Raw genomic sequence first — 20,839 nt, 5'->3', positions numbered from 1 at the left:
CAGCCGCATTCGCATTCTCGGTTCACCGTCCGCCCCCGATGGTCAAGGTGAGCTTCCCGCGTTCGGGGAAGTTCGGGTTGTTGTCCAGCCGTGCGATCTCCAGCCGGCCCATCCGCAGCACGCCGGCGGCGAGGCCACCGCCCCCCGGGGAGTGCAGGCGCCGGAACAGGTACGCGTGGACCGAGGAGACCCCGGGGACCGCCTGTGCCGTGGCGTAGACCGGGCTCAGGTAGACCGGCTGGGCGAAGGTCAGCCGGTCAGGGTGGAACAGGCCGGTCAGCGCGTTCAGCACTTCACGGCGCACCGCCGTACGCAGGTGTCCCTCCGCGACGCACACGTGCAACCCGATCTCCAGCGGCACGTACCGGGGCCCGTTGATCTCCAGGTCGTAACCGGCCAGCCGGTAGCGTTCCAGCCCGGCGCGCAACTCCCGCTCGAACACGTCGTCCACGTCGGCCCCGCCCACGCGATCGACGGTGAGGAAGACCGTGTGCCAGCTCCCGGTCCAGCGCCACGTGGCGGTCGCCCGCTGCACGTCCGGGTGGCGGGTGGCCACCTCCTCCCAGTCCGCCGGGGTGACGGCGCGCTCCTGCACCAGGTACGCGGCGGGTGCGTCGCGGCGGATCTCGTCGCCGGTCTCCGGCTCGTGCCCGCCTGCGGCCGGCATGGGGTTGGTGACCGTCACCACACCGGCGGTGGAGGCCATGTGGACCAGGGTGTTCGCGCCCACGTTGCCGGACACCCCGTTGCCGGTGCGGTAGCGGGCGGTGAAGGCCGTGCCCGGGACGGGCCGGTTGAGCCGGAGGCAGGTCGAGCCGTCGTGTTCGGACTCCACGGCGAACTCGGCCGCCGCCGCGTCACTGGCCAGCAGGTCCCATCGAGGGTGCCAGGTGTTGGTTCCGTCCGTCAGTTCGATGCGGGGAGAGGCCCGCCGGGGCGTCGCTGCGGTGACATGGGCCGCCGGGATCGGCCGCGCCAGCACGGTCACCTCGTCGGCGGATCCCGCCCGGATCCGTACCACGGTCTCGCCGTCACTGACCGACCATTCGTCATGGGCTCCCCGTACGACCAGCGGCGCATGCCGGAACTCCACGCCGTGCCCGGCCAGCCAGTCGCGCACCCGGCTACTGGGATTGCGGGCGGCCAGGTCGGCCATGACGCCGGCGTCCCGCTCGGTCGTGGCCAGCACCGGGGGATTCACCTCCACCGCACGGGTCAGCGGCCCGAACCGCAGCCTCGGCCGGTATCGTGCGGGCACCGCGCGTGGTGGCGTCACACCCGCGTACGACAGGTGCGGCTGTGGCACCGTGCCGAGCGGTTCGTCGGGCATGGTGCGCCCGTGGTCGGCCACGATGACGTTGCCCCAGGCCACGCTGACCGGCCGGCCACCGGCGGCGGGAGCGCTGACGCACACGGGGAACGGGGGCCGGTCGGCGGCGTCCCAGGCGATCCGCGTGACCGCGACGGCACCGGCGGTCGGCGGGTTGAGGAAGCGGCCTCCCGAGGGATCCTGCGCGGGCACCACGTGCGTGAGCCGTACCGGCCACAGGTGGCGCGGGTCGGCGTCGGCGGGGTCGCCGGTGGCCGGCCCGAGCACCTCGGCGAAGATCAGGATGTCGCCCGCCCTGAGGTTGGGATGGTTGCCGCGCAGGGTCGCCTCCGTCGCACCGGCGGGCAGGCAGCACTCGTCGTCGCCCCAGGTGTAGAAGCAGAGGACGGCGTGGCTCTGGTACAGCACCGCACGGTCGGTGGTCTCGAAGACGGTGGCTCCCGCGGCCAACGCGACGTTCTGCCGCTCCGGCGTCAGCAGCCCCGGCAGGCCCTCCACGCGGCTGTAGACCCTGGTGCCGGCCGGGACCTCGACCCCGTTGCCGGTCACCTCGCAGCGCAACAGCACGCGGGAGGCGGAGCCGTCGTGAATCCGGTAGTCGACCAGCCGGGCGTGGCGTCGCAGCGAGATCCGGCTGCGCGCCGTGTCGAGATAGGACTCGGTCGCGATGGCGTCCTGACGGTATGAGAGCCGGTCGCCCGCGTAGGCCAGCATTTCGAGCAGGGTCACGCCGAGGTCGGCCGGGGTCCGCTCGCGCCAGCGGGGAGAGATCAGGCTCACCCGGTCCAGCAGCATCCGCCGCAGGCTGGCGTAATCCTTGGCCAGGTAGTCGAGGTCCGGGACCGCCGCCGTCCGCGGGACGCACGCGTGTTCGTCCCTGCAGTCGAATCCGGTGTCGCAGGCCACCTTGAACGAGAAGTCCACCTCGCGCAGCAGCGGGTCGAACGCCGATGAGTCGATGCGCAGCGTGTAGTAGGAGAAATCGCCCGCCTGATCCGTGCGCACGACCAGGACGTGATCGAGATCCGCGAGCCCGGCCACCAGCGCCGGGTCCTCGCCCGCAGGCAGCGCGTCGGCCGGCGCCACCCACTGCACTCCGACGACGGGGATGCGTTCCCCGCCGTCGATGCTCACTTGGTCGACCGCGACGCCCGCGGCCGGTTTGAGCAGCCGCGCCAGCAGCGTGCGCTGCACGGGCCCGGCCGTGGCCACTTCGAGGTACTCGATGCCGTTGAGCACCCCCGCTTCCTTCACGGCGGGCAGACGGCGCTGGTTGCGGCACACGTATCTCATGCGAACACTCCCGGCGTCGCGAACTCGTCCACCACGCGCTGCTGGGTGCGCAGCACCACATATCGCACCAGCACCCGCAACACGCCGTCCGATCCGGTCACCTCCACCGCCTCGACCGCGATGAGGTGGCCCAGCCATCGCTGGAGCGCGCCCTGCACCAGGAACTGCGTCGTCGCGGCGAGCTCCGGGCTGTTCGGCTCGAAGGTGAGCGCGAGCAGGCCGGAGCCGAAGTCGGGGCGCATCACCCGTTCGCCAGGCACGGTGAAGAGCACCTGCGTGATCAGGTCGCGCAGGTGCGTCTCGTCGTCCGCGGTCGCGGTACGGCCGGTGGCGTCGAAGCCGTACGGGAACCCCACGTTCACGTCGCCACCACCCTGGGCTGCACGGTGATCGGCAGGAACGGCGATCCCGTCGCCACGCAGACGGAGGAGCCGGTCTGCACCGCCACGGGCATGCCCGTGACGAGCACCCGCGCCGCTCCGGTGACCCACTGCCCGCTCCCGCAGAACACGCCGCTGGGCGTCAGCGAGCAGCCCGTGACCGCGTACGGCGTGGCGACGGTCACCACGGGCTGCCCGCTGACCAGTGCCCGGGGGTTGGGTGCGAGCGGCGTGGCGGGGCCGCCGTGTGAACAGGTGACGACGGCTCCCAGGTGGATGATCGGATCGGGCATCTCACACCACCGTCAGTCCGCCGGCGTTGACGTCGACCGGCTGCCCCACGATGCTCACCGCGGTGCCGACCATGCTGATCATCGCGCCCTTGCCGTTCGTGATACTGATCCCGGTGTCGGTCACCGAGATCATGGGGATGCCACGGCAGTAGACGGTCACCCCGCCCACGCCTGGAGTGTCGTTGACGACCACCGCGTTGAGCGCTGTCGTCTGCATCGTCATGCCCGGCACGCCTGGCGGGATGGTGTGCGACAGCGCAGGGCGTTCGGCCGGCGACCCCCAGTAGCCGCCCACCCAGATGGGATGGTCGGGGTCGCCCTGTTCGAACTCGACCCACACCCCGGCGCCCATGGTCGGCACGGTGAAGACGCCGGTGTTGGCGCCCGAGACCGGCAGGCACGGCATCGCCCAGCTCGTCGGCACCACCGACGACACGTCCGGCACGATCACCTGGATCCGACCGATTTGCAGTGGATCGACGTTATTGACGACTGTCGCCCGATACTTTCCGTAGTACCTCTTTATGTCCTCGATTGGACGGCTCATACCGGCACCTCCGACAGCGTGGACAGGAGGCCGTTGCGGGCCAGGGTGAAGGACTGTTTGTACTCTCCGCGCCTGATGGAGTGGGTCACCGAGGAGACGTAGTACAGCCCGTCGAACGCCTCACCGGCCCCGCGCACGCCGACCAGGCCGCGTGAGCGCAGCACCCGCCCGTACCTGACGACGTCCAGCGTGCCCTGGCCGAAGACCACGTCGGAGTGGGCGACCGCGTAGGAGATGCCGCGAGCCAGCGCCACCCGCGGTTTGTGCTTCGCGGAGTCGTTGAGAAACGTGAGCTTGGGCGGCAGCGGCGGCACCGCGCCCAGCGGCGGATTGAGGGGAGTGACGTCGGGGATGGGAATCGGGATCGGCGCCTTGGAGTACTGCTCCTGGATCCACACCACCGGCATCTCCTTACGCTCCTTGTCGAAGGAGAACGACAGGGAATCGACGTTGCGGCGCGGAGGGTCGAGATCGAGGTTGAGCGAGGGCTGGGCGGGGCCGACCCGGATCTCCGGGCCCCAGTAGCCGCAGCTGGTTCCCGGCACCGGCCCGGGGTCGAGATAGAACACGTAACCGGCGTCGCGGGCGAGCATCTTCAGATAGCCGTAGTCGGTCCCCTGATGCCGGGGGATCGACTCCACCGGGATGGGCAGGTCCTCGATGATGCCCGGGATGGTGACCGGGATGACCCCGAAGGCCGCGTACTTCGCCAGTACAGCCAGCGCCCGCGCCACCGGAGGCATCGCCGGGTACGGGAAACCGTCGAAGGCGAACCAGTCCATGACCGCCGACAGGTCCTTGCCCTTGACGACGAGGGTGGGCTCGCCCGCGCCGTCACGCACCTCGTGGTGGAGCATCACCCCGTCCATGAGCACTTCCGCCCTGCCACGGATGGTCACGGCGATGACGACCCGCATGACGGGGATGGCCACGCCACCAGTGAGCAGGAACAGCGTGTGCAGCGGGGAGCGTCGGGACAGCCGGAAAACGATCTCGAATCCGCTCTGCGTGTCGCCCGCCGCCGCCACGACGCTGATCGACTCGACGGCCTCGATCACCTGCCTGCCGACGGGAATCGGCACGGCCGGCCCGATCAGCAGCGACAGCCTGACGTCACCGTTAAGCATCCGGCACCCCCGGCAATCCCTCGGGCGCGGTCAGCCGAAGCCTCCGGCCCGGGCTCGCGGTCAGCTCGTCGGGATGTGCCGCCACGTTGGCGTCGGCGATGCGCCACCACAGCTCGGGATCTCCCAGGTGGTGGCCGGCCAGCAGATCCAGCCGGTCTCCCTCGACCACCGTGTGCTCGCCCATCGTGGACAGCCGCTCGGGGTGTGGCACCACCCGCCGGGCGAGGTAGGCGACCAGCCGCCGGCCATCCCCCGGGTCGTAGGTCAGGACCGGCGTGGCCGCGTACCGGCTGGTGGCCGGGAATCCGCCGGGGGGCACGGCGCCGGCCGCGATGAGTGTCTGCAACGGATCCGTCATGACGGCAAACCCTCCAGCCCGAGCTCCGACAGCACGCCGGGAGCCGCCCTGCCGGCCAGCGACTCCTTGGCCCGCAGGTAGTTCATGAACAGCACCCCGCCGCGGTGTTCGAAGCCCACGTCGTCCACAGACAGGACACGCAGGCCGAGGCTCACCTTGGCCCGGATCGGGTTGAGCGCCGGGTCGAACGCCTCCTCCGTGACGGAGAGCTCGGTCAGCCGTACCGGGACGATGCGGCTGCGCGACCAGACGAACAGCGCCAGCGGCGCCTCGACGGGCAGCACCTCCAGCGCGCCGGAGGCGGCCAGGCGGTCGTTGGCCAGCAGCGCGGCCGAGGACGGATGCGCCATCGCCTCCAGCGTCGCGAGCTGTGGATGAATACCGAACCGCACGGCGTGCTGATTGCGGTCGGGATACTCCAGCCGGTCGGTGGCGTCCAGGACGGCCTCAAGCCTGATCGTCTCAACCGGGCTGCCCTTGAGCCGCAGCGCCTGTGACCGGTCGCCGCCGTCGCCGACCGCCTTCACCTGGACCGTACGGCTCAGGCTCTCCGGGTTGTACTGCAACGAGATCACCCGGCGCAGCGCGCCGCCGACCGGATCCACCAGCACGATCCCACCCTTGACCAGCCTCGGCGAACCCGGAAACGCACTCATGGAACCCCACCTCCCGCCGCCTCACCCAGCGCCTCGAAGTACAACTTCACGCACTCACGGATGTAGGTGACGAAGAAGTCTCTGTCCGCCGTCGCCGCCTGCCGTGCGCTGGTCAGAGCGATATGGGCCGAGCCCAGTGCGTTGTCGATCTCTCCCAGGTCCTGGTAGGCGCCGAAGGCGGTCGCGCCGAGAGCGCCGAGGCCGAGCGCACCCTTTTCGAGCAGGCCCTCCGCCGCCTGCTTCCGCGCCTGGGCCCCCTGCCGGGTCCTCTCCACACGGGTCATCCGGGTGTCGAGATCCGCGATGAACGACTCCAGTTCGCCCAGCGTCCGCAACGCGTCGGATGCCGCGGCTCTCATCCGCTCGGCGTTGCGGCCGAGCAGCTTGAGCAGTTGCCACTTCCAGACGCCGAGGTTCCGGTGGTATTCGCTGTACTCCTTCAGCATGGTGTCCGTCTCATCCCGCAGCCTCTTGGCCCGCCTGACCTCGTCGTGCAGGATGAACGCGCCTCCCGCGAGCTTGCTCTGCGCCATGTTCACCATGGACAGCGCGTCGTCCAGTTCCCCGATGATCTGCAGCACCAGCAGTCCGGCTTTGACGACCTTGGTGATGACCACCATCCGTTTGATCGCCCGTTGTTCCCCGCTCAGGTGCGCGGCCAGCGATGATGTCCCGGCGCCGGGGACGGGGACGGGGGCGATCGTCTGGAGGTCGCGGAAGACGACGCCGCGCCGCGCCAAGCCCTCTGTCACCCCGGTTGACGCGCCTCCGGCGTTGGTGACGATCAAACGTACCGTGGCGGGCATCGGCGCGCCCGGGGCCAGCAGCGAGGCGCGTGCCGCGCCTAGCGCGTCGCGCACCAGTTTGAGCTGGTTGGGGGGCAACGCGTTGTAGCCGGGGGCGGAGACCTTGGTGATCAACGTGTCGAGGTTGGTGATCAGGTTCTTGGTCAGCGCCGTGGCGCTCGAAACGTTGCCGCCACGTGCCAGCGACTTGTTGTCCATCAGGTGGATCTCGACCGTGTTCTTCGGGAATCGGACCGCGACACCGTCGAAACCTCTGTGACTGGGCCCATGTCCAGCCACACCGCTCGGGCCCTCCAGGAACGCCCAGCCCTCTTCTGCCGGGTATCCCGCGAAGCCCATCTGCTGCTCGCCCGCGTAGCCCCGGTCCAGCCTGGGCGTCTGGCGCATCAGCGTCCCCGCGGGCACGCCGGCCGGGCGCACCCGCGCCGCCTGTCCGCGTACGACGGCGTCGGCCGCCGCGTCGGCGGCCCTCTCGCTCGCGTCGCCCGGTGCTGTCAGCAGCGGTGGACCGGGTTCCGCCCCGGCCTGCTGAACCACGTGGGCCAGCTCATGGGCGAGCACATGCCGATCGGCCCGGACACCCAGCGCGATGTGATGCCCACAAGTGAACGCGGCGGCGTCGATCCGGCGAGCCGCCCGTACCGCCGCCTCGCCGGAGTGCACGCGGACCCGGCTGAAGTCGAAGCCGAACCGGGTCTCCATCTCCACCCGGGTGCCGCCGTCCAGCGCCTCGCCCGGTGACTCCACGACGGCCGTCACGGCCCGCAATGCCTCCCTGTCCGGCGGGCGAACCTGGTGTTCCCTGTGAACGTTCATGACGCGGCTCCCGGTACGGCCGGGCGGACGATGCCGTGCCACACGGATCGCGCGACGGCGGCGCCGTCGGCCGGGAGCGTGACCGGCTGTCCTTCGAGGCGGGCGGCGTGCCCGTTCGGGTAAGGCCCGTCGTGGCCGTGGGCGAGTGCGCGCAGCTCGTCCTCCAGCGCCGCCCGAAGGGCTTCGGGATCGGATTGGGCCATGCCGTACAGCACGACCTCGCCGATGTGGATGTGGATCTCCCGCATCAGACCCACCCCCCGGTTTCCGCGTCGGTGAGCGGGCGCTCCAGCTTCGCGTACTCGCGCCGGGCGGCGGCGAGCACGTGCGCCATGGTCACCGGCGTGTCCTCCGACGCGGCGAGGAACGCCGCCCCGAGGGCGATGGTGCGGATATGACCGCCGGGCAGTTGCAACCGGGACAGCCGTGCCCAGTCCAGATCCGCGCACGGCACCTTCGGCGGGAACATGAGCCGCCAGATCCGTTCCCGGGTGGCCGCGTCGGGGAACGGGAAGTTCAGCACGAATTGCAGCCGCCGCAGGAATGCCCGGTCCAGCGCGGCCTTCAGGTTGGTGGTCAGGATGGCCAGGCCCCGGTAGGCGTCCATCCGCTGCAGCAGGTAGGAGATCTCCAGATTGGCGTACCGGTCGTGGCTGTCGCGCACTTCGCCGCGCCGCCCGAAGAGCGCGTCGGCCTCGTCGAACAGCAGCACTGCGCCGCCGGCATCGGCGATGTCGAAGATCCGCTTGAGATTCTTCTCGGTCTCGCCGATGTACTTGCTCACCACGGCGGCCAGGTCGATGCGGTACAGGTCGAGGTCCAGGTCCACCGCGAGGGCTTCGGCGGCCAGGGTCTTGCCGGTGCCGGACTCTCCGGTGAAAAGCGCAGTCACCCCGAGTCCGCGTGGTGAGGATCCGGCCATGCCCCAGTCCTCGTGGACCCGCGCCCGGTTGCGTATCCGACGGGCGATGTCACGCAACGTCTCCACCGCGGGGGCGGGCAGCACAAGATCGTCCCAGCTTGCGCAAGGCTCCACCCGCTCGGCCAGGCCGCCCAGCGCGCTTCGCGCGTGGAGTCGGCAGGCGTGGTGCAGTCCATGCCCCGCCACGTCCCGGGCGACGGTTTCGATATCGCCCACCTCGAACCGGAACGACACGGCGGCCCGCGCCGCCTCTTCCTCCTCTCCCAGCAGTCGCCGCCACAGTTCACGCTGGTCGGCGACGCCGGGGCTGGGCACCGTACACCGGATGGCGCCGCGGAACGCCTGCGGCGCAGATGGGGTCACGCCGACCAGCACCGGGCACCCGAGCTCCCCAACGAACGATTCGGCCCCCTGGCTCGCTTCGCAGACCGCCACGAAGGGAAGCGCCCCAACCAGCGCAACCTCACGCTCGGCCAGTCGGGCCAGTGCCACGCTCCCCGTGCCGGAAAGCGGAAGACGGTCAGCCGAAATCACCGCCGGTATCCGCCCCAACGCCGACGCGACGTGCGCGGCCACGCGTTCCCGGGTCTCGCCGTCCGCTCCGTCCAGCAGCACGATCGGCCCCCGCCCGGTGCGGGCCAGCACGCCGGCGACGTGGGCGGCCACCCCGGCCTGCGCCGGGGTCACCGTACCGGCCGCGTCGGCCCCGATTCGCAGCACACCGTCGAGCCGGGGGTCGACGCTGGTCACACCGATGAGGTGGTGGAGGATACGTTCGTCGATCCGCAGCGGGCGGTCGATGAGCCCCGGCCCCGGTGCGAGCTCGATCAGCCGCCAGTGGCGCAGCGGAGCGTCGGGGGCGAGCGCGTCCCAGTGGCCTCCGTCCAGCGCCGACAGCGCATGGCCGAAGGTGGGCGGTGAGAACCGGCTGTCCAGCTCGCTGCCGGCACACCAGATCAGCAGCTCGCGCTCGAATGTCGAGAGCCGGAAAACCGCCTGGAACCGCGCCAGCCGGGTGTCCCCCGGCTCGTCATCGTCGCGGTCCGGGGCGGGGCCGGCACCCGCGGTGACGCGAGCGTGCAGGCGCTCCAGCTCCGCTTTGAGCAGCCGCTGGTCGCGGTCCGCCCGCATCTCCCGCTCCGACGCGATCATGGAACGGTCACCTTCCGGTCGGTGCGGAAGACCGGAACGGGTCCGCTGTCGTCGATCAGCCGGCTCCGCACACCGTCCACCCTCAGGCGCAGCCAGGCGTCACCGGCCGGGATGGTGGCGAATTCCGCTTCCACCTGCCCGGCCGGCGTGTCACGCGGGCTGACCGTCGCCTCGACTGAGTTCAAGGCCACGGTGACCGGCTGCTCGGGACGGATCCGCGGCGTGACACCGAAGGTGATCTTCAGCCGGCCACTCGCCGGGTCGCGCGTGACCGTCGCGGCCCCGGTGTCGGGGTCGGGCGCGAGCATGAGCGCGGCGGTGTTGGTCGTGCGGGGTGAAGCACCGCCGACGGGTGTCAACGTGACCGTGAGACGCCAGACACCGGCCGGCCAGACCTGCCCCGAGGGTTCTCCCGCCGGCAACGTGAACGACAGGCGGCCGGGGTCTGAGCTGGACCCGATGGCGATCTCGTGCGGGACCGGGAGCAGGCGGTGAGCGAGCCTGACGGTCACGCCGGTGCCAGCCAGCCGGTGGCCGTGCACGGTCACGGTCTCCCCGAGCTCGGCGGTGCTGGTGCCGTCGGGTGCGACGACGGATTCGATCGCCGGGTACGGCAGGCCCGGTGACGGTGTGACGGTGAGGCCGCGGGTCAGCACGGGCAGCGGATCGGCGGCCGGCTGGACCGCCTCGATGAGCACCACGCTCACCTCGTACGCGGCGCTGGGCCGGTAGTGGGTCTGTACCGCGGACCACAGCTTGGACATCCCGTCCACATCCAGCGGCTCCGGAGTGATCTTGAGAGTCTCGAACTGCTCGGCGAGGCCGGCGTTCGGCGGATCCCGGAACGCCTCCGGCAGCATGTTCGGGTTCAGCGGTACCAACGAGAGCGCTTTGCGGATGGCGGCCCGGTCCAGGAAGGGCCGCTCGTGCAGGAGTTGCATGCCGTACCCGAGCAGGATCTCCGCGTGCAGGTCCTCGCGCCCGTACGCGGTCAGCAGGTAGTGCAGGTTCAGCGCCAGCGGCGGGTTGGTGATCCGGTCCCCACGCGTGTCACGCGACGGCAGGTCCATGTTCCGCCAGGCGGGGTTGGGGCTCACCCGATGCAGGAAGAGGTTGAGCTGCGGCGCGGCCTGGGGGTCGTCGAGCTTGATCAGGTCAGGTGCCTTGACCGACACCCTGACCGAGCCCTGGAGCGCCGAACCCGCATCGATGAGGCCGTTGTCCAGCACGTTGCGCAGCACCGCGCTGACCGCGCCGAGCGCCAGTCCCGTACTCATGCGACCGCCTCCCTGCCGCCGCTCATCGTGGCCCGCCGTCGTCGCCGCGCAGGTAGTCGGCGAGGCTCACACCGGATGCCGCCGGTGCCTGCGGCTCCGGGGCGGGCGCGGGCACGGCCGGGGCCGGCACCGCGCGCACTTCGATGCGCCCGATGCCGATGTGGACCGCGGGCTCCGCCGGTACGGTCGGCGCGCCCGGGGCCGGGATCCCCCGGGGCGGGAGGGCGATGTACGGCGCAGGCGGAATCGGGCGTACCCGATGTGGATCGTCGGGACGGTCGCTTCGCGGCTCCACCCGAGCCGGGGGACGCACGCCTTGCGGTGGCGCGGGCGCGCGCACGCGCTCGTCCGCGGCACGGAGACGCCTCGCTGGAATCGTCGGCACGCCACCGGCCTCCGGTCGGCGGGTCGACGCCGGAGAAGACGGGCGCGGGGTGGGCGTCAGCGATGAGTGCGCCGCCGATGGCGACGGCGGAGCCTGTGGGCCCGCCACACCGTGCGTCCTGCCTCCGCCGGAGTTCCCGGAGACGTCGTCGGGCGCACCCGCGGCGACCGCGTAGCCGGCACCAAGGTGGCCGGCGGGGTCGGCGGCGGCGTCCATGAAGGTCGCGGTGGGTTCGAATCGGGCGGGCGGCTTCGCATGGCACCCTGCCGCCTCGCCGAGCGCCCGGCGTACGAGCCGGGTGAACACGTCAGCCATGGCGCACCAGTTCCAGGTAGGAGTCGCGCCGTGCCTGCGGCAGCGCGAGAATCTGCCGCTCGGACCAGCCGTACGCGCGCGCCAGTTCGTCCACCTCGCCCAGCAGGCGGCGCGCTCGCGCCACGAGCCGCGCCCAGGCGAACTCGGCCGGGTCGAGCGCCGCCTCCCAGACCTGCGCGCAGCAGGGGCAGGTGAGCGCGAACGTGATGTCGGCGAACGGGTCGGCGGCGGCCACGAGCGCCGCGAGCGCGGCCCGCTCGGTCGCGTCGAGAGTCCGCGCGTCGCCGGAGACGCACCGCGACAGCAGCACGAGCGCGCCCCGTTCGGCGGAGCCGGTCCGCGCCGCGGCGGCCAGGTCGTCGTCGTCGGGGAGCCGCCAGCGCAGGGTGCGACCGCCGACGTCCACGGGTTCGACGGCCCGCGCCGGCGGCATGCCCGCGGTCAGTTCCGCGACCGGCACGCTCAGCTCGACCTCCGTGCCGCAGCCCGGACAGCGGGCGAGGCCCTCCAGCAGCGGCCCGAAGTTCTCGGCGAAACCTTCGAGCAGCGCCGCGTCCCGCCGTCCCACCGAGTCCTGCCGCGGCATGCCGAAGGCACGCAGCAACTCGGCCGGCCGCTGTACCGGCGGCAGATCCCGCATACGTTCCCAGGCCGCGAGCAGTGCGGTGGGGGCGAGGACGACCATGGCGGATCAGACGGAGGGCTCGGTGAAACTAGGCTCGGACGGCTCGACCACCTCGTAGTCGCGCTCCCAGCCCTCGTGTTCGAGGGTGAGGGTCTGGATCGCGACCGCGTTGGCGTTGGCGTCGAGCTCGGGGAGCGCCTGGTACGCGGAGACCCACGCCCGGTAGATTTTGTAGGCCAACGCCAGCTGCCCGGCCTCGTTGTACACCTCGATCGTGATGTCCTTGCGGAAGTTCTTCAGGGACGTCTCCATGCCGAGGCCGGAGCCGTAGTTCCACACCCGGCCCGCCCACTTCTCGAACTCGGTGTCGTGGGTGACGCCACGTTCCAAAGTGATCGGCTCGTACTTGGTACGGCCGGGCGACTTCCGAGCCGCCGACGGGTCGCCACCCTCGCGATGCTCGACCACCTCGGTGGTGCGCTTGAGGGCACCGACCTTGCTGACCCCGGCCACGTAACGGCCGTCCCAGCGGACCCGGAACTTGAAGTTCTTGTACGGATCGAAGCGCTGCGGGTTCACCATGAACTGCGCCATCTTCCTGTCACCCCTCTATACGGCGATCTGGCCGGCGAGCTGCTGCACTTTGATCACGACGAACTCGGCCGGCTTGAGGGGCGCGAACCCGACGACGATGTTGACCACGCCGTTGTTGACGTCGCTCTGGGTCGTGGTCTCCTTGTCGCACTTGACGAAGTACGCCTCCCGGGGGGTTACCCCCTGGAACGCGCCCTGCCGGAACAGGTCGTGCAGGAACGCGCCGACGTTGAGCCTGATCTGCGCCCACAGCGGCTCGTCATTGGGCTCGAAGACCACCCAGTGGAGACCCCGGTAGAGGCTCTCTTCGAGGAACAGCGCCGTTCGCCGTACCGGGAGATACTTCCACTCGGAGGCCAGCCGATCGGCGCCCTCCATGGTGCGGGCCCCCCACACCACCGGGCCGGCGGCGGGCAGGATGCGCAGGCAGTTGACGCCCAGCGGGTTGAGCTCGCCGTTCTCGGCGTCGGTGAGCGGTACCTCCAGGCCGGAAATGCCGGCGAGCCCGGCCTCCAGGCCAGCCGGCGCCTTCCATACGCCGCGCTGCGCGTCGGTGCGCGCGATCACCCCGGCGACCGCTCCGCAGGGCGCGAACGGCTCGATCTGGTTGTCCCGCAACGGGTTGACCTGCCTGATCCGCGGGAAGAACAGCACGGCGTTCTTGCTCCGGGTGCCGGCGCTGGTCGCGAAGTCGCCTGCAGCGGTGAGGACGTCGGCCTTGGCCTTCCACCTCGGATCGACGATGAGGACGGCCCGTCGTTGCTCGCAGTACGCGGCGGCGGCGGTGATGACGCTCGTGTCCACCGCCCCGGTCACACCGCCGTCCGGGTCCAGCTTGTACGGCGGAAGGCACAACAGGTTGAACAGGTCGGCTCGCTCCAGCGTCCGGATGCCCCGCTTGTCCGCGGCCGTGTACTCGGCGGCCGTGAGCACCTCGCCGTCGTGCGGGACCTCGCCGGCCGTTTCCACCTTGGTGTTGGTCGAGTTGTCCCCCCACAGCGGTTTCGCCGCGTCGGGCGCGTCATGCGCCTTGGGCCGCTTCGCCCCGCCGGCCAGAGACGTCCCTTCGACGAGACTGGACTCGTTCTCCAGCACCCGGTCCACGCGGCGGGAGTTGTCGAGGTCCACCGAGACGTTACGGAACTCCTCGACGACTCCCGTCCCGCCGTCACGGACCAAGAGGTTGAACGAATTGGGCCCGCTGTCCCTGGTGTCGTAGCCCACTCGTGCCCGCAGCCGATTGCCCCACGTGCCCGGGTATCGCGCGGTCAGCAGGTAGTTGCCCTTCCCCGTCTCCAGGGGGAGCCCCAGCTGGGCAGCCGTGCGGTCGGAGCCCTTGGGCCTGAACAACCGGACCACGATCGCCTGTGCGCCCCCGTTGAGGAAGAAGTCACGCACCGCATACGACATCGGGCTGTGCTCCCAGAGCCCGCCGAAGATCCGCTCAAAATCGGCCCACCCGTTGACCGTCACCGGACCATCCTCATCGGTCGGTCCGCGCCGGGCCCGGCCAACGAACGCAGTGATCGAGGTGGCGACGCCGGTGATGGACCGGACACCGCTCGGAATCTCCTCAACATAAACGCCGGGATAGGACAGTGGGACCGGCATCACGACCTCCGCTTGATCCGATTCGCCGGCATACCCCCGGTCGGCCATATGTCATCCGAGGCGGGATGAGTGCTTCCGTGCGAGTGAATGCCATCGTGGTGGTGCCCGACGTGAGCACCTCGACAATGACGTTACCGACATGGCCGCCCCGAACTCGGTCGGAAACTCCTCCCACGGCGACAAAACCCGAACAAAGATCTTCAGGATTACGGAACCGGGACATGCCTCATCTACCTTTTCAATGGGAGGTATGTTCGTAATGTCAATATTCGTCGCCAATGTCGCGCCAAGGTGTTTGAGGGAGCGTTCTGTGCGTCTCTGGATGAGGTCGTCAAAGCTGTTCTCGACAAGCAGTTGACGATTGGGCAGGCGGCGAAGGATTTTGAAGTTTCCCGCGAGACCATACGGAACTGGGTAGGCAAAGAGAAGCGCCGCCGGTCCGGGAACACCGAACAGGCCCGAGACGCCGCGGAGCGGGCACGGGTCCGCGAAATGGAACGGCGGATCGCCGAACTCGAGCAAGAGAACGCCTTCCTGAAAAAATGCGCAGCCGTGCGCCACGTGCGCGTCGGCTGGCTGAGCGTGCGCAGATCATCTTGGCCTGCGCGGATGGTGCCTCCAGTTCGGCCGCGCCCTGCGCCGCCACCGTGAACGCGCCGGAATCGGCGTGCGCGACCTCGCCGTCTCGGCGCATGTCCAGCGCGCTGATCCTTGACCTGACGGCCGACATCGCAACGATCGGCCGCCTGCTCAAACAGGGAAACCCGCCACTCGTCCAAGCCGGCCTCCTCCGGGTCGGGTCGCGACTGTCCGGCCTTCTCGCCACCGACCTGCACGACTCCGGCGACCCGCGAACGGCGCGCGAGGTCTGGCGGGCCGCACGCCGCGCCGCCGACGCCTCCGGCGACCGGCTTCTCGCGGTCTACTCCCGCGCGAAGGAGGCCGACGACCTCTGGTGGGCCGGGTCGGCGCCCGCCCTGGTCAAGGAGCTGGCCGACGAGGCCATCGAACTCGCCGGGAACACCCCGAGCTACGGGCTCATGCGCGCCCACGCGACCCGGGCCCGCCTGGCGGCCGACGGCCACGAAGGCGGCGGTCCCGCCGACGCGCGCGCCGCGCTGCGCGAGTTCCGCCACACCTTCGAGCGCCTTCCACCGGCCGCCGACCACGGCCAGCCGGAGTCGGGCCTCGGCGAAGCCTGGGTGCGCTGGCACGAGGCCCATCTGCTCACCATGATCGGCGACAGCGGCACCGAGGACGCGTTCAGCGACGCGCTCGGCCTCTACCCCCGACGACACCCCCGGCACCGTCTCACTGCTGCGCCTCATCCAATGCCTCGACCGGGTCCGGCGCCGCGATGTCGGCGAAGGACTCGGCGACGCGGTCACCCTCCTGCGGACGGGTGAGATGAGCACGGCCCGCCGTCTCGTCGGCACGAGGATCATCTCGGCGTTGCCGGAGGAGGCACGCCTGCTTCCGGCGGCCCGTGACCTACGTGAGCTGGTCGGCCGGGCGTGAGGCCGGGTGGTGGTCGGCGGCGGGTGGGCGGCGCATGGCGGGGATCCGCACGGCGGGCGCGGGGGTGGGCTCGTTGTGGACGTCGGGGTCGTGCGGGATGCCCTCGATGCACTCCGCGCAGGTGATGGCCGCGATATCCATGGCGTCCTCTCCTAACGGTTACGAGCGATCACCATTGACCCTGCCCCGAATCCGGCCGGGAACGCCTCACCCGTTTCGGGTCGGCTTCGCCGTCAGGCGACTCCGAGCAGCAAGTCGGGGCCGAAGACCTCGTAGTGGACGTCCTTGGGACGCACTCCCGCGCGGATGAGCTGGGCGCGGGCCGAGCGCATGAACTCAAGGGGGCCGCACAGGTAGACGACCGCGCCCTTGGGCACGTCCACTCCTTCCAGGTCCATCCTGCCGTCGCGGCCCTGGCCCTCGCCGTCCTTCTCGTACCAGAAGATGCGCTTTCCGGCGGGGAGGGCATCGGCCAGTCGTTCCATGTCGCCGCGCAGCGCGTGGGCGGCCCTGGAGCGGTCGGCGTGCAGCAGGAGCACCCGGCGGGTGTCCTTGGTGCGCGCCAGGTGGTGCAGCATCGCGGTGATGGGGGTGCAGCCGATGCCCGCCGAGGCGAGCACGATGGGAGCGTCCCCCTCGCCGAGCGCCACATCGCCGAACGGGGCGGACAGCGTCAGCTCGTCGCCCTCGGCGACGGTGGCGTGCAGCAGGCCGGACACCTCGCCCTCGTCGGCCCGCTTGACGGTGATCCGGCGCAGGCCGTCGGCGCCGTCCCAGGACAGGGTGTACTGGCGCAACTGGTGCACGCCGTCCGGCATCCGCACCCGCACGCTGACGTACTGGCCGGGGCGCGCGGGGGGCACGGGCTCGTCGCCGCGGGGCCGCAGCACGAGCGACACGACCTCCTCGGTCTCCTCGCGCCGCTCGACCACCTGCCACCGCCGCCAGGTCGCGCCGTCACGCGCCCCGGCCTCGGCGTACAGGCGGGCCTCCATCGCGATCAGCGTGCCGGCCATCAGCCAGTAGACCTCGTCCCAGGCCGCGGCGATCTCGGGGGTGATCGCGTCGCCGAGCACCTCGGCGATGGCGCCGAACAGGTACTTGTGCACGATCACGTACTGGTCGTCGGTCACCCCCACGGCGACATGCTTGTGCGCGATGCGGCTCAGCAGCGCGTCCGGGCGCACATCGGGGCGGGCGACCAGCGCGCCCGCGAACGCGGCGACCGCTCCGGCCAGTGCCCGGCGCTGGTCGCCGTTGCGCTGGTTGCCCCGGTTGAACAGGCCGTCGAGCAGTTCGGGACGGTCGGCGAACATCGAGGCGTAGAACGTCTCTGTGATGGTGTCGAGGTTCGCGCCGACGACGGGCAGCGTGGCGCGGACGATCACCGCGCTCTGAGCGGACAGCATTGGTACCTCCCAGATCGACCAGCTTTAATTTGCATCTGAGATGCATATTAAAGGCCGCGAAAGCCGCCCCATGATCCGGGGGTGCCCCTCAGGAAGAGTGCGCCGGTGGCGCCAGCGACAGCAGGACCGGCCCGGTCGGCGCGTCCACCAGCGACGCCACGCTGACCTCGTCGAGCGAGGCGTAGAACGACTCCTGTGCCCGGCGCAGCGCCGTCCGCAACCGGCAGGCCGCGCGCAGCGGGCACGGCGGGGCGTCGTCGCACCCCACCACGTCGGCGGTCTGCTCCAGGGCGCGGACGATCGCGCCGACCGTGGAACCCCGCCCCTTCGCGCTGAGCTGCAGCCCGCCGCCCCGGCCCCGCCTGGCCTCCACCACGCCCAGCTCGCTCAGCTTGGCCACCGCCTTGGCGGTGTGCGTGTACGGCGTCGCCAGCATGCCCGCCACGGCGCGGGTGGTCAGCAGTTCGTCCGACCGCGCCACGGCCAGCCGCATCACGATGCGCAGCGAGATGTCGGTGAAGGCGGTCAGCCGCATGTCACCACGTTAGGCGCTGCCGCGACCTCTGGGAACGCGGGGTGTCAGCGCCGCTCCCACTCCCGGATCTCCGGGTTCCAGCGGACCGCGCCGCCGGGGCCTTCGAGATCGGCCGTGCGCAACGCGGACAGGGCCTCGTCGGTGGCGTCGGTCCGCATGTGCAGGCGCAGGTGCGAGTGCGGGTCGTGGACCACGATGAGCGTGCTCTCGGCGGTCTCGTGGCCCCTGGCGAGCTTGCGGGCCAGTTCGCGCAGCCGGTGGCGCACGCCGTCGTAGGCGCCCTCGGCCAGGCGGCCCACCAGGCCCTCCACGAAGGGGATCAGCGCGACGGTCGTCACGACCGTGGCGACCGTCGTGACCCAGTCCGCCTCGGCGGCGGGCACCTCACGCTCCCGCCGCAACCGCTCCCTGATCGCGGCGGCCTCGGCCGGATCGCCGTTGCGCTCCAGGAAATCGGCCAGCCGGTCGCTGTCGCCGCCGGCCTCGTGCAGCTCGCGGGCCTCGGCGACGCGGCCCCGCCGTTCCAGGAACCCGGCCAGCGCGTGATCGGCCCCGGCCTCGCGGAAGAGGCGCTCGGCGGCGACCAGGTCGCCCGCGCGCTCGCGCTCCTCGCCGAAGCGCACGATGGCGCCGCCCAGCCCGAAGTCGTAGGCCTCCTTCATCCAGCGGGCAGCGTCCCGCTCGTTCCCCTCCTCGGCCAGCGCCTCCGACAGGCTGTAGAAGCCCACGGCCGCCGCCAGGCCGTGGAAATCGCCGCCGGGATCGTCGTCGGCGCGCAGGCACAGCTCCCACACCTCGTCGTCGGCCCCGCGCCGGGCCAGCAGGAGGGCCAGCCGCTCGCCGACCGGCCACCCGGCCCCCAGGTCGGCCGCGCGGCGCAGCCACTCCTCGGCCTCCGGCCACCGCTCCGCCTCGTAGTACAGGTCGGCGAGGGTCGCCGCCGAGGTGCGGTCACCGGCGCCCGCCGCCAGCAGGAGCAGCCGCTCCCGCTCGGCCGGATCGGTACGGCCCAGCCACGCGGCGAGCATCCGCGCGCCACGGATCGAACCAGCCTCGACGGCCCGCCGTACGAAGACCTCCCCTTCGCCGGCCGTCGCCCCGTGCCGCAGCGCCAGCCAGAGATCGACCATCGCCTCGGCGTCACCGGCCTGGGCACGCGCCCGCAACGTCTCCTCATCGTCCCGATCCATGGCGTCCATCTTGCTCCGCCGGCCCGCCCCGGGTGACCGAAACCGGATTCAGTGCCGGATGGACGAGGCGGGGACGAACCCGGCCTCTCCGCTGTCGGCGTTCGCAGTGCCGCACACCAGGTACCACCGGCCGCCGGGGAGCACCCCGGCGACTTGGAGAGAGACCGCCCGCAGGTCTTCGATCGGCCGGGCCCCGGCCTGCGGCCGTTGCACGGGCGACGCGTCCGGGGCGACGGCGAAGCCGTCCTGGTACCGGAGATCCTGGATGAACGTCGGCTCGCATCTCTCGAAGAAGAGGCCGTCGCAGAACTCGTAGCCCCGCAGCTCGTACTTCTCGCCGTGCAGCGTGTAGACGGAGTACAGCGGCTCCCGGTCGACGGTCATCTGGGTGACGACGATCTCCTTGCGGCCGTCGCGCCCGGTGCGGACCCTCGGGGTGGTGTCGCCGAGCAGGGACAGCACACTGACGTATCTTCCGGGGCTCTTGGTGAGGTAGACGTCCATCCCGCATCCGCCGGACCCGCAGAAGCCCAGGGCCCCGTTGTCCATGATGTAGTCGAGCAGGCCGTCGTCGTTGAGGTCGTCGATGCGGGAGATCCGCACCTGCGGGTCGGTCGGGCTGACGCCGTGGTCCCGGGCGTACCAGTCGCGGAAGATCGCGGTCTGCCGGTCCGGGGAGCGTTCCTGGGCCAGGTCGCGCTGCCAGAGTGCGACGCCGACCACGCCGGCGACGGTGAGGGCCAGCGCCGTCCAGCCCGCGAGGAGCTTCCGGCGGCGGCGCCGGTGACGGCCCCAGAGGAGGTCGAAGTCCACGCCGAGCACGGCGGCGGCGATCCGGACCAAAGCCCGCCGTCCCACCCCGCGGTCGTCGCGGCAGTCGATCCACAGCGGCTCCCCGGTGAGGCCGCGCACCGACTCGGGCAGCGGCGGGCGCGACCGCCCGCCTTCGCCGATCGCCACGATGACCAGCCGGTCGGTGCCTCTGGTCGCGACGAACCGCCGGACCTCCTGATCGACGTAGCGCGACCGCGCGGAGTCGGGTGAGGCCAGCAGCACCAGGGCCGCCGAGTCGTCCACGGCGGCGCACAGCCGCTCATCGAGCACGCCCGAGGCCGCCATCTCCTCTTCGTCCCGGAAGACCGGGCGCAGGCGGCGGCTGAGCGGGCCGCCCGGCCGCAGCGGGCGGCGGACCCGGCGCGGGACGGCGAACCGCTCCAGCCGCCGGTGCAGCGCCCGTGCCCGCCGTTTGTCGGCCCAGCTATAGGAGAGAAACGCCCAGTAACGAAATCCGTCGTGCGATGGGTCCTGCGATGAACCGGGAGGGATGACTCTCACCACCTCGCGCTCGGCCTGGTTCAGCGGGTGCGGTCCGTGTGATGGCCGCCCTGCTCGACGAGGGACCTCAGCGTGGTGATGGCGGTCATCGCGTTCGGCCACCCAGCGTAGAACGCCAGGTGGATGATCGCCTCGATCAGTTCGTCTTTGGTCAGGCCGTTTCCGAGCGCGATCCGCAGGTGGGCTTCGAGCTGGCCGGTGCGGTAGAGCGCGACCAGCGCGGCGACCGTGACGAGGCTGCGGTCGCGGGGTGAGAGGCCGGGGCGTTCCCAGATGTCGCCGAACAGCACCCCGTCGGTGAGTTCCACCAGTTTGGGGGCGAAGCCGCCGATCACTTGCTGGGCGGCGGTGGGTTCGCCGGGCAT

Annotated in this window: 23 protein-coding genes; 2 read left to right on the top strand and 21 right to left on the bottom strand. The window is 71.1% G+C overall.

Annotated features, from left to right (window positions below; translation table 11 throughout):
- Window positions 1-22 precede the first annotated feature (22 nt).
- From P3X83_RS10995 to P3X83_RS10925, 15 genes are all read right to left on the bottom strand, one after another.
- Window positions 23-2,623: a baseplate J/gp47 family protein gene (locus P3X83_RS10995; RefSeq protein WP_277304836.1), complete on the bottom strand. Its 2,601-nt coding sequence runs from the start codon at window positions 2,621-2,623 to the stop codon at window positions 23-25.
- Entirely contained in the window at window positions 2,620-2,985 is a 366-nt protein-coding gene (locus P3X83_RS10990; RefSeq protein WP_277304835.1) for a GPW/gp25 family protein, read from the bottom strand. The genes P3X83_RS10995 and P3X83_RS10990 overlap by 4 nt, the downstream gene beginning before the upstream one ends.
- Window positions 2,982-3,296, bottom strand: a complete 315-nt coding sequence (locus P3X83_RS10985) for a hypothetical protein (protein ID WP_277304834.1) — start codon at window positions 3,294-3,296, stop codon at window positions 2,982-2,984. Before P3X83_RS10985 ends, P3X83_RS10990 begins: the two co-directional genes overlap by 4 nt.
- Before the next feature lies 1 nt (window position 3,297).
- Window positions 3,298-3,843, bottom strand: coding sequence for a phage baseplate assembly protein V (locus tag P3X83_RS10980; protein ID WP_277304833.1), 546 nt, complete (start codon window positions 3,841-3,843; stop codon window positions 3,298-3,300).
- Window positions 3,840-4,970 (bottom strand): hypothetical protein, encoded by a 1,131-nt coding sequence (locus tag P3X83_RS10975; RefSeq protein ID WP_277304832.1) that lies wholly within the window; start codon window positions 4,968-4,970, stop codon window positions 3,840-3,842. Before P3X83_RS10975 ends, P3X83_RS10980 begins: the two co-directional genes overlap by 4 nt.
- Window positions 4,963-5,328 (bottom strand): hypothetical protein, encoded by a 366-nt coding sequence (locus P3X83_RS10970; RefSeq protein WP_277304831.1) that lies wholly within the window; start codon window positions 5,326-5,328, stop codon window positions 4,963-4,965. Before P3X83_RS10970 ends, P3X83_RS10975 begins: the two co-directional genes overlap by 8 nt.
- Window positions 5,325-5,984, bottom strand: a complete 660-nt coding sequence (locus P3X83_RS10965; RefSeq protein WP_277304830.1) for a hypothetical protein — start codon at window positions 5,982-5,984, stop codon at window positions 5,325-5,327. The genes P3X83_RS10970 and P3X83_RS10965 overlap by 4 nt, the downstream gene beginning before the upstream one ends.
- Entirely contained in the window at window positions 5,981-7,606 is a 1,626-nt protein-coding gene (locus P3X83_RS10960; RefSeq protein ID WP_277304829.1) for a DUF4157 domain-containing protein, read from the bottom strand. Before P3X83_RS10960 ends, P3X83_RS10965 begins: the two co-directional genes overlap by 4 nt.
- On the bottom strand, window positions 7,603-7,854 hold the full coding sequence (locus tag P3X83_RS10955) for a hypothetical protein (RefSeq protein WP_277304828.1): 252 nt from the start codon (window positions 7,852-7,854) through the stop codon (window positions 7,603-7,605). The genes P3X83_RS10960 and P3X83_RS10955 overlap by 4 nt, the downstream gene beginning before the upstream one ends.
- Window positions 7,854-9,680, bottom strand: coding sequence for an ATP-binding protein (locus P3X83_RS10950; protein WP_277304827.1), 1,827 nt, complete (start codon window positions 9,678-9,680; stop codon window positions 7,854-7,856). The genes P3X83_RS10955 and P3X83_RS10950 overlap by 1 nt, the downstream gene beginning before the upstream one ends.
- Window positions 9,677-10,957: a DUF4255 domain-containing protein gene (locus P3X83_RS10945; protein ID WP_277304826.1), complete on the bottom strand. Its 1,281-nt coding sequence runs from the start codon at window positions 10,955-10,957 to the stop codon at window positions 9,677-9,679. Before P3X83_RS10945 ends, P3X83_RS10950 begins: the two co-directional genes overlap by 4 nt.
- Window positions 10,958-10,979: 22 nt before the next feature.
- Window positions 10,980-11,252 carry a hypothetical protein gene (locus P3X83_RS10940; protein ID WP_277304825.1) on the bottom strand — a complete coding sequence of 91 codons (273 nt, stop codon included), beginning with the start codon at window positions 11,250-11,252 and terminating at the stop codon, window positions 10,980-10,982.
- Between the two features lie 397 nt (window positions 11,253-11,649).
- Window positions 11,650-12,342, bottom strand: coding sequence for a hypothetical protein (locus P3X83_RS10935; protein WP_277304824.1), 693 nt, complete (start codon window positions 12,340-12,342; stop codon window positions 11,650-11,652).
- A 6-nt stretch (window positions 12,343-12,348) separates the two neighbouring features.
- Window positions 12,349-12,876: a phage tail protein gene (locus P3X83_RS10930; protein ID WP_277304823.1), complete on the bottom strand. Its 528-nt coding sequence runs from the start codon at window positions 12,874-12,876 to the stop codon at window positions 12,349-12,351.
- 15 nt (window positions 12,877-12,891) lie between these two features.
- A complete protein-coding gene (locus P3X83_RS10925) occupies window positions 12,892-14,349 on the bottom strand; it encodes a phage tail sheath subtilisin-like domain-containing protein (RefSeq protein WP_277304822.1) in 1,458 nt (485 codons plus the stop codon).
- A gap of 429 nt (window positions 14,350-14,778) precedes the next feature.
- Here P3X83_RS10925 and P3X83_RS10920 point away from each other — a divergent pair, with 429 nt between their 5' ends.
- The gene (locus tag P3X83_RS10920) at window positions 14,779-15,138 is read left to right on the top strand and encodes a transposase (protein ID WP_277304821.1); all 360 of its coding nucleotides are present in this window, start codon (window positions 14,779-14,781) and stop codon (window positions 15,136-15,138) included.
- A gap of 41 nt (window positions 15,139-15,179) precedes the next feature.
- Window positions 15,180-15,893, top strand: coding sequence for a hypothetical protein (locus P3X83_RS10915; RefSeq protein WP_277304820.1), 714 nt, complete (start codon window positions 15,180-15,182; stop codon window positions 15,891-15,893).
- 85 nt (window positions 15,894-15,978) lie between these two features.
- On the opposite strand, the gene P3X83_RS10910 is transcribed toward P3X83_RS10915, so the two are convergent.
- From P3X83_RS10910 to P3X83_RS10885, 6 genes are all read right to left on the bottom strand, one after another.
- A complete protein-coding gene (locus P3X83_RS10910) occupies window positions 15,979-16,146 on the bottom strand; it encodes a hypothetical protein (protein ID WP_277304819.1) in 168 nt (55 codons plus the stop codon).
- Between the two features lie 92 nt (window positions 16,147-16,238).
- Window positions 16,239-17,414, bottom strand: coding sequence for a globin domain-containing protein (locus P3X83_RS10905; RefSeq protein WP_277304818.1), 1,176 nt, complete (start codon window positions 17,412-17,414; stop codon window positions 16,239-16,241).
- A gap of 88 nt (window positions 17,415-17,502) precedes the next feature.
- On the bottom strand, window positions 17,503-17,949 hold the full coding sequence (locus P3X83_RS10900) for an Rrf2 family transcriptional regulator (RefSeq protein WP_277304817.1): 447 nt from the start codon (window positions 17,947-17,949) through the stop codon (window positions 17,503-17,505).
- 44 nt (window positions 17,950-17,993) lie between these two features.
- Window positions 17,994-19,139, bottom strand: a complete 1,146-nt coding sequence (locus P3X83_RS10895) for a hypothetical protein (RefSeq protein WP_277304816.1) — start codon at window positions 19,137-19,139, stop codon at window positions 17,994-17,996.
- Between the two features lie 48 nt (window positions 19,140-19,187).
- Window positions 19,188-20,474 (bottom strand): toll/interleukin-1 receptor domain-containing protein, encoded by a 1,287-nt coding sequence (locus tag P3X83_RS10890; RefSeq protein ID WP_277304815.1) that lies wholly within the window; start codon window positions 20,472-20,474, stop codon window positions 19,188-19,190.
- A 20-nt stretch (window positions 20,475-20,494) separates the two neighbouring features.
- On the bottom strand, window positions 20,495-20,839 hold the full coding sequence (locus P3X83_RS10885; RefSeq protein WP_277304814.1) for a carboxymuconolactone decarboxylase family protein: 345 nt from the start codon (window positions 20,837-20,839) through the stop codon (window positions 20,495-20,497).

The sequence above is a fragment of the Spongiactinospora sp. TRM90649 genome, from assembly GCF_029382225.1.
Taxonomy (GTDB): domain Bacteria; phylum Actinomycetota; class Actinomycetes; order Streptosporangiales; family Streptosporangiaceae; genus Spongiactinospora.
This window is presented reverse-complemented; position numbering and strand designations above follow the sequence as displayed.

Coding starts and splice junctions, on each gene's coding strand:
- P3X83_RS10995 (WP_277304836.1), bottom strand. CDS start 2,623: ATGAGATACGTGTGCCGCAACCAGCGCCGTCTGCCCGCCGTGAAGGAA.
- P3X83_RS10985 (WP_277304834.1), bottom strand. CDS start 3,296: ATGCCCGATCCGATCATCCACCTGGGAGCCGTCGTCACCTGTTCACAC.
- P3X83_RS10980 (WP_277304833.1), bottom strand. CDS start 3,843: ATGAGCCGTCCAATCGAGGACATAAAGAGGTACTACGGAAAGTATCGG.
- P3X83_RS10975 (WP_277304832.1), bottom strand. CDS start 4,970: ATGCTTAACGGTGACGTCAGGCTGTCGCTGCTGATCGGGCCGGCCGTG.
- P3X83_RS10970 (WP_277304831.1), bottom strand. CDS start 5,328: ATGACGGATCCGTTGCAGACACTCATCGCGGCCGGCGCCGTGCCCCCC.
- P3X83_RS10965 (WP_277304830.1), bottom strand. CDS start 5,984: ATGAGTGCGTTTCCGGGTTCGCCGAGGCTGGTCAAGGGTGGGATCGTG.
- P3X83_RS10960 (WP_277304829.1), bottom strand. CDS start 7,606: ATGAACGTTCACAGGGAACACCAGGTTCGCCCGCCGGACAGGGAGGCA.
- P3X83_RS10955 (WP_277304828.1), bottom strand. CDS start 7,854: ATGCGGGAGATCCACATCCACATCGGCGAGGTCGTGCTGTACGGCATG.
- P3X83_RS10950 (WP_277304827.1), bottom strand. CDS start 9,680: ATGATCGCGTCGGAGCGGGAGATGCGGGCGGACCGCGACCAGCGGCTG.
- P3X83_RS10945 (WP_277304826.1), bottom strand. CDS start 10,957: ATGAGTACGGGACTGGCGCTCGGCGCGGTCAGCGCGGTGCTGCGCAAC.
- P3X83_RS10935 (WP_277304824.1), bottom strand. CDS start 12,342: ATGGTCGTCCTCGCCCCCACCGCACTGCTCGCGGCCTGGGAACGTATG.
- P3X83_RS10930 (WP_277304823.1), bottom strand. CDS start 12,876: ATGGCGCAGTTCATGGTGAACCCGCAGCGCTTCGATCCGTACAAGAAC.
- P3X83_RS10915 (WP_277304820.1), top strand. CDS start 15,180: ATGTCCAGCGCGCTGATCCTTGACCTGACGGCCGACATCGCAACGATC.
- P3X83_RS10910 (WP_277304819.1), bottom strand. CDS start 16,146: ATGGATATCGCGGCCATCACCTGCGCGGAGTGCATCGAGGGCATCCCG.
- P3X83_RS10905 (WP_277304818.1), bottom strand. CDS start 17,414: ATGCTGTCCGCTCAGAGCGCGGTGATCGTCCGCGCCACGCTGCCCGTC.
- P3X83_RS10900 (WP_277304817.1), bottom strand. CDS start 17,949: ATGCGGCTGACCGCCTTCACCGACATCTCGCTGCGCATCGTGATGCGG.
- P3X83_RS10895 (WP_277304816.1), bottom strand. CDS start 19,139: ATGGATCGGGACGATGAGGAGACGTTGCGGGCGCGTGCCCAGGCCGGT.
- P3X83_RS10885 (WP_277304814.1), bottom strand. CDS start 20,839: ATGCCCGGCGAACCCACCGCCGCCCAGCAAGTGATCGGCGGCTTCGCC.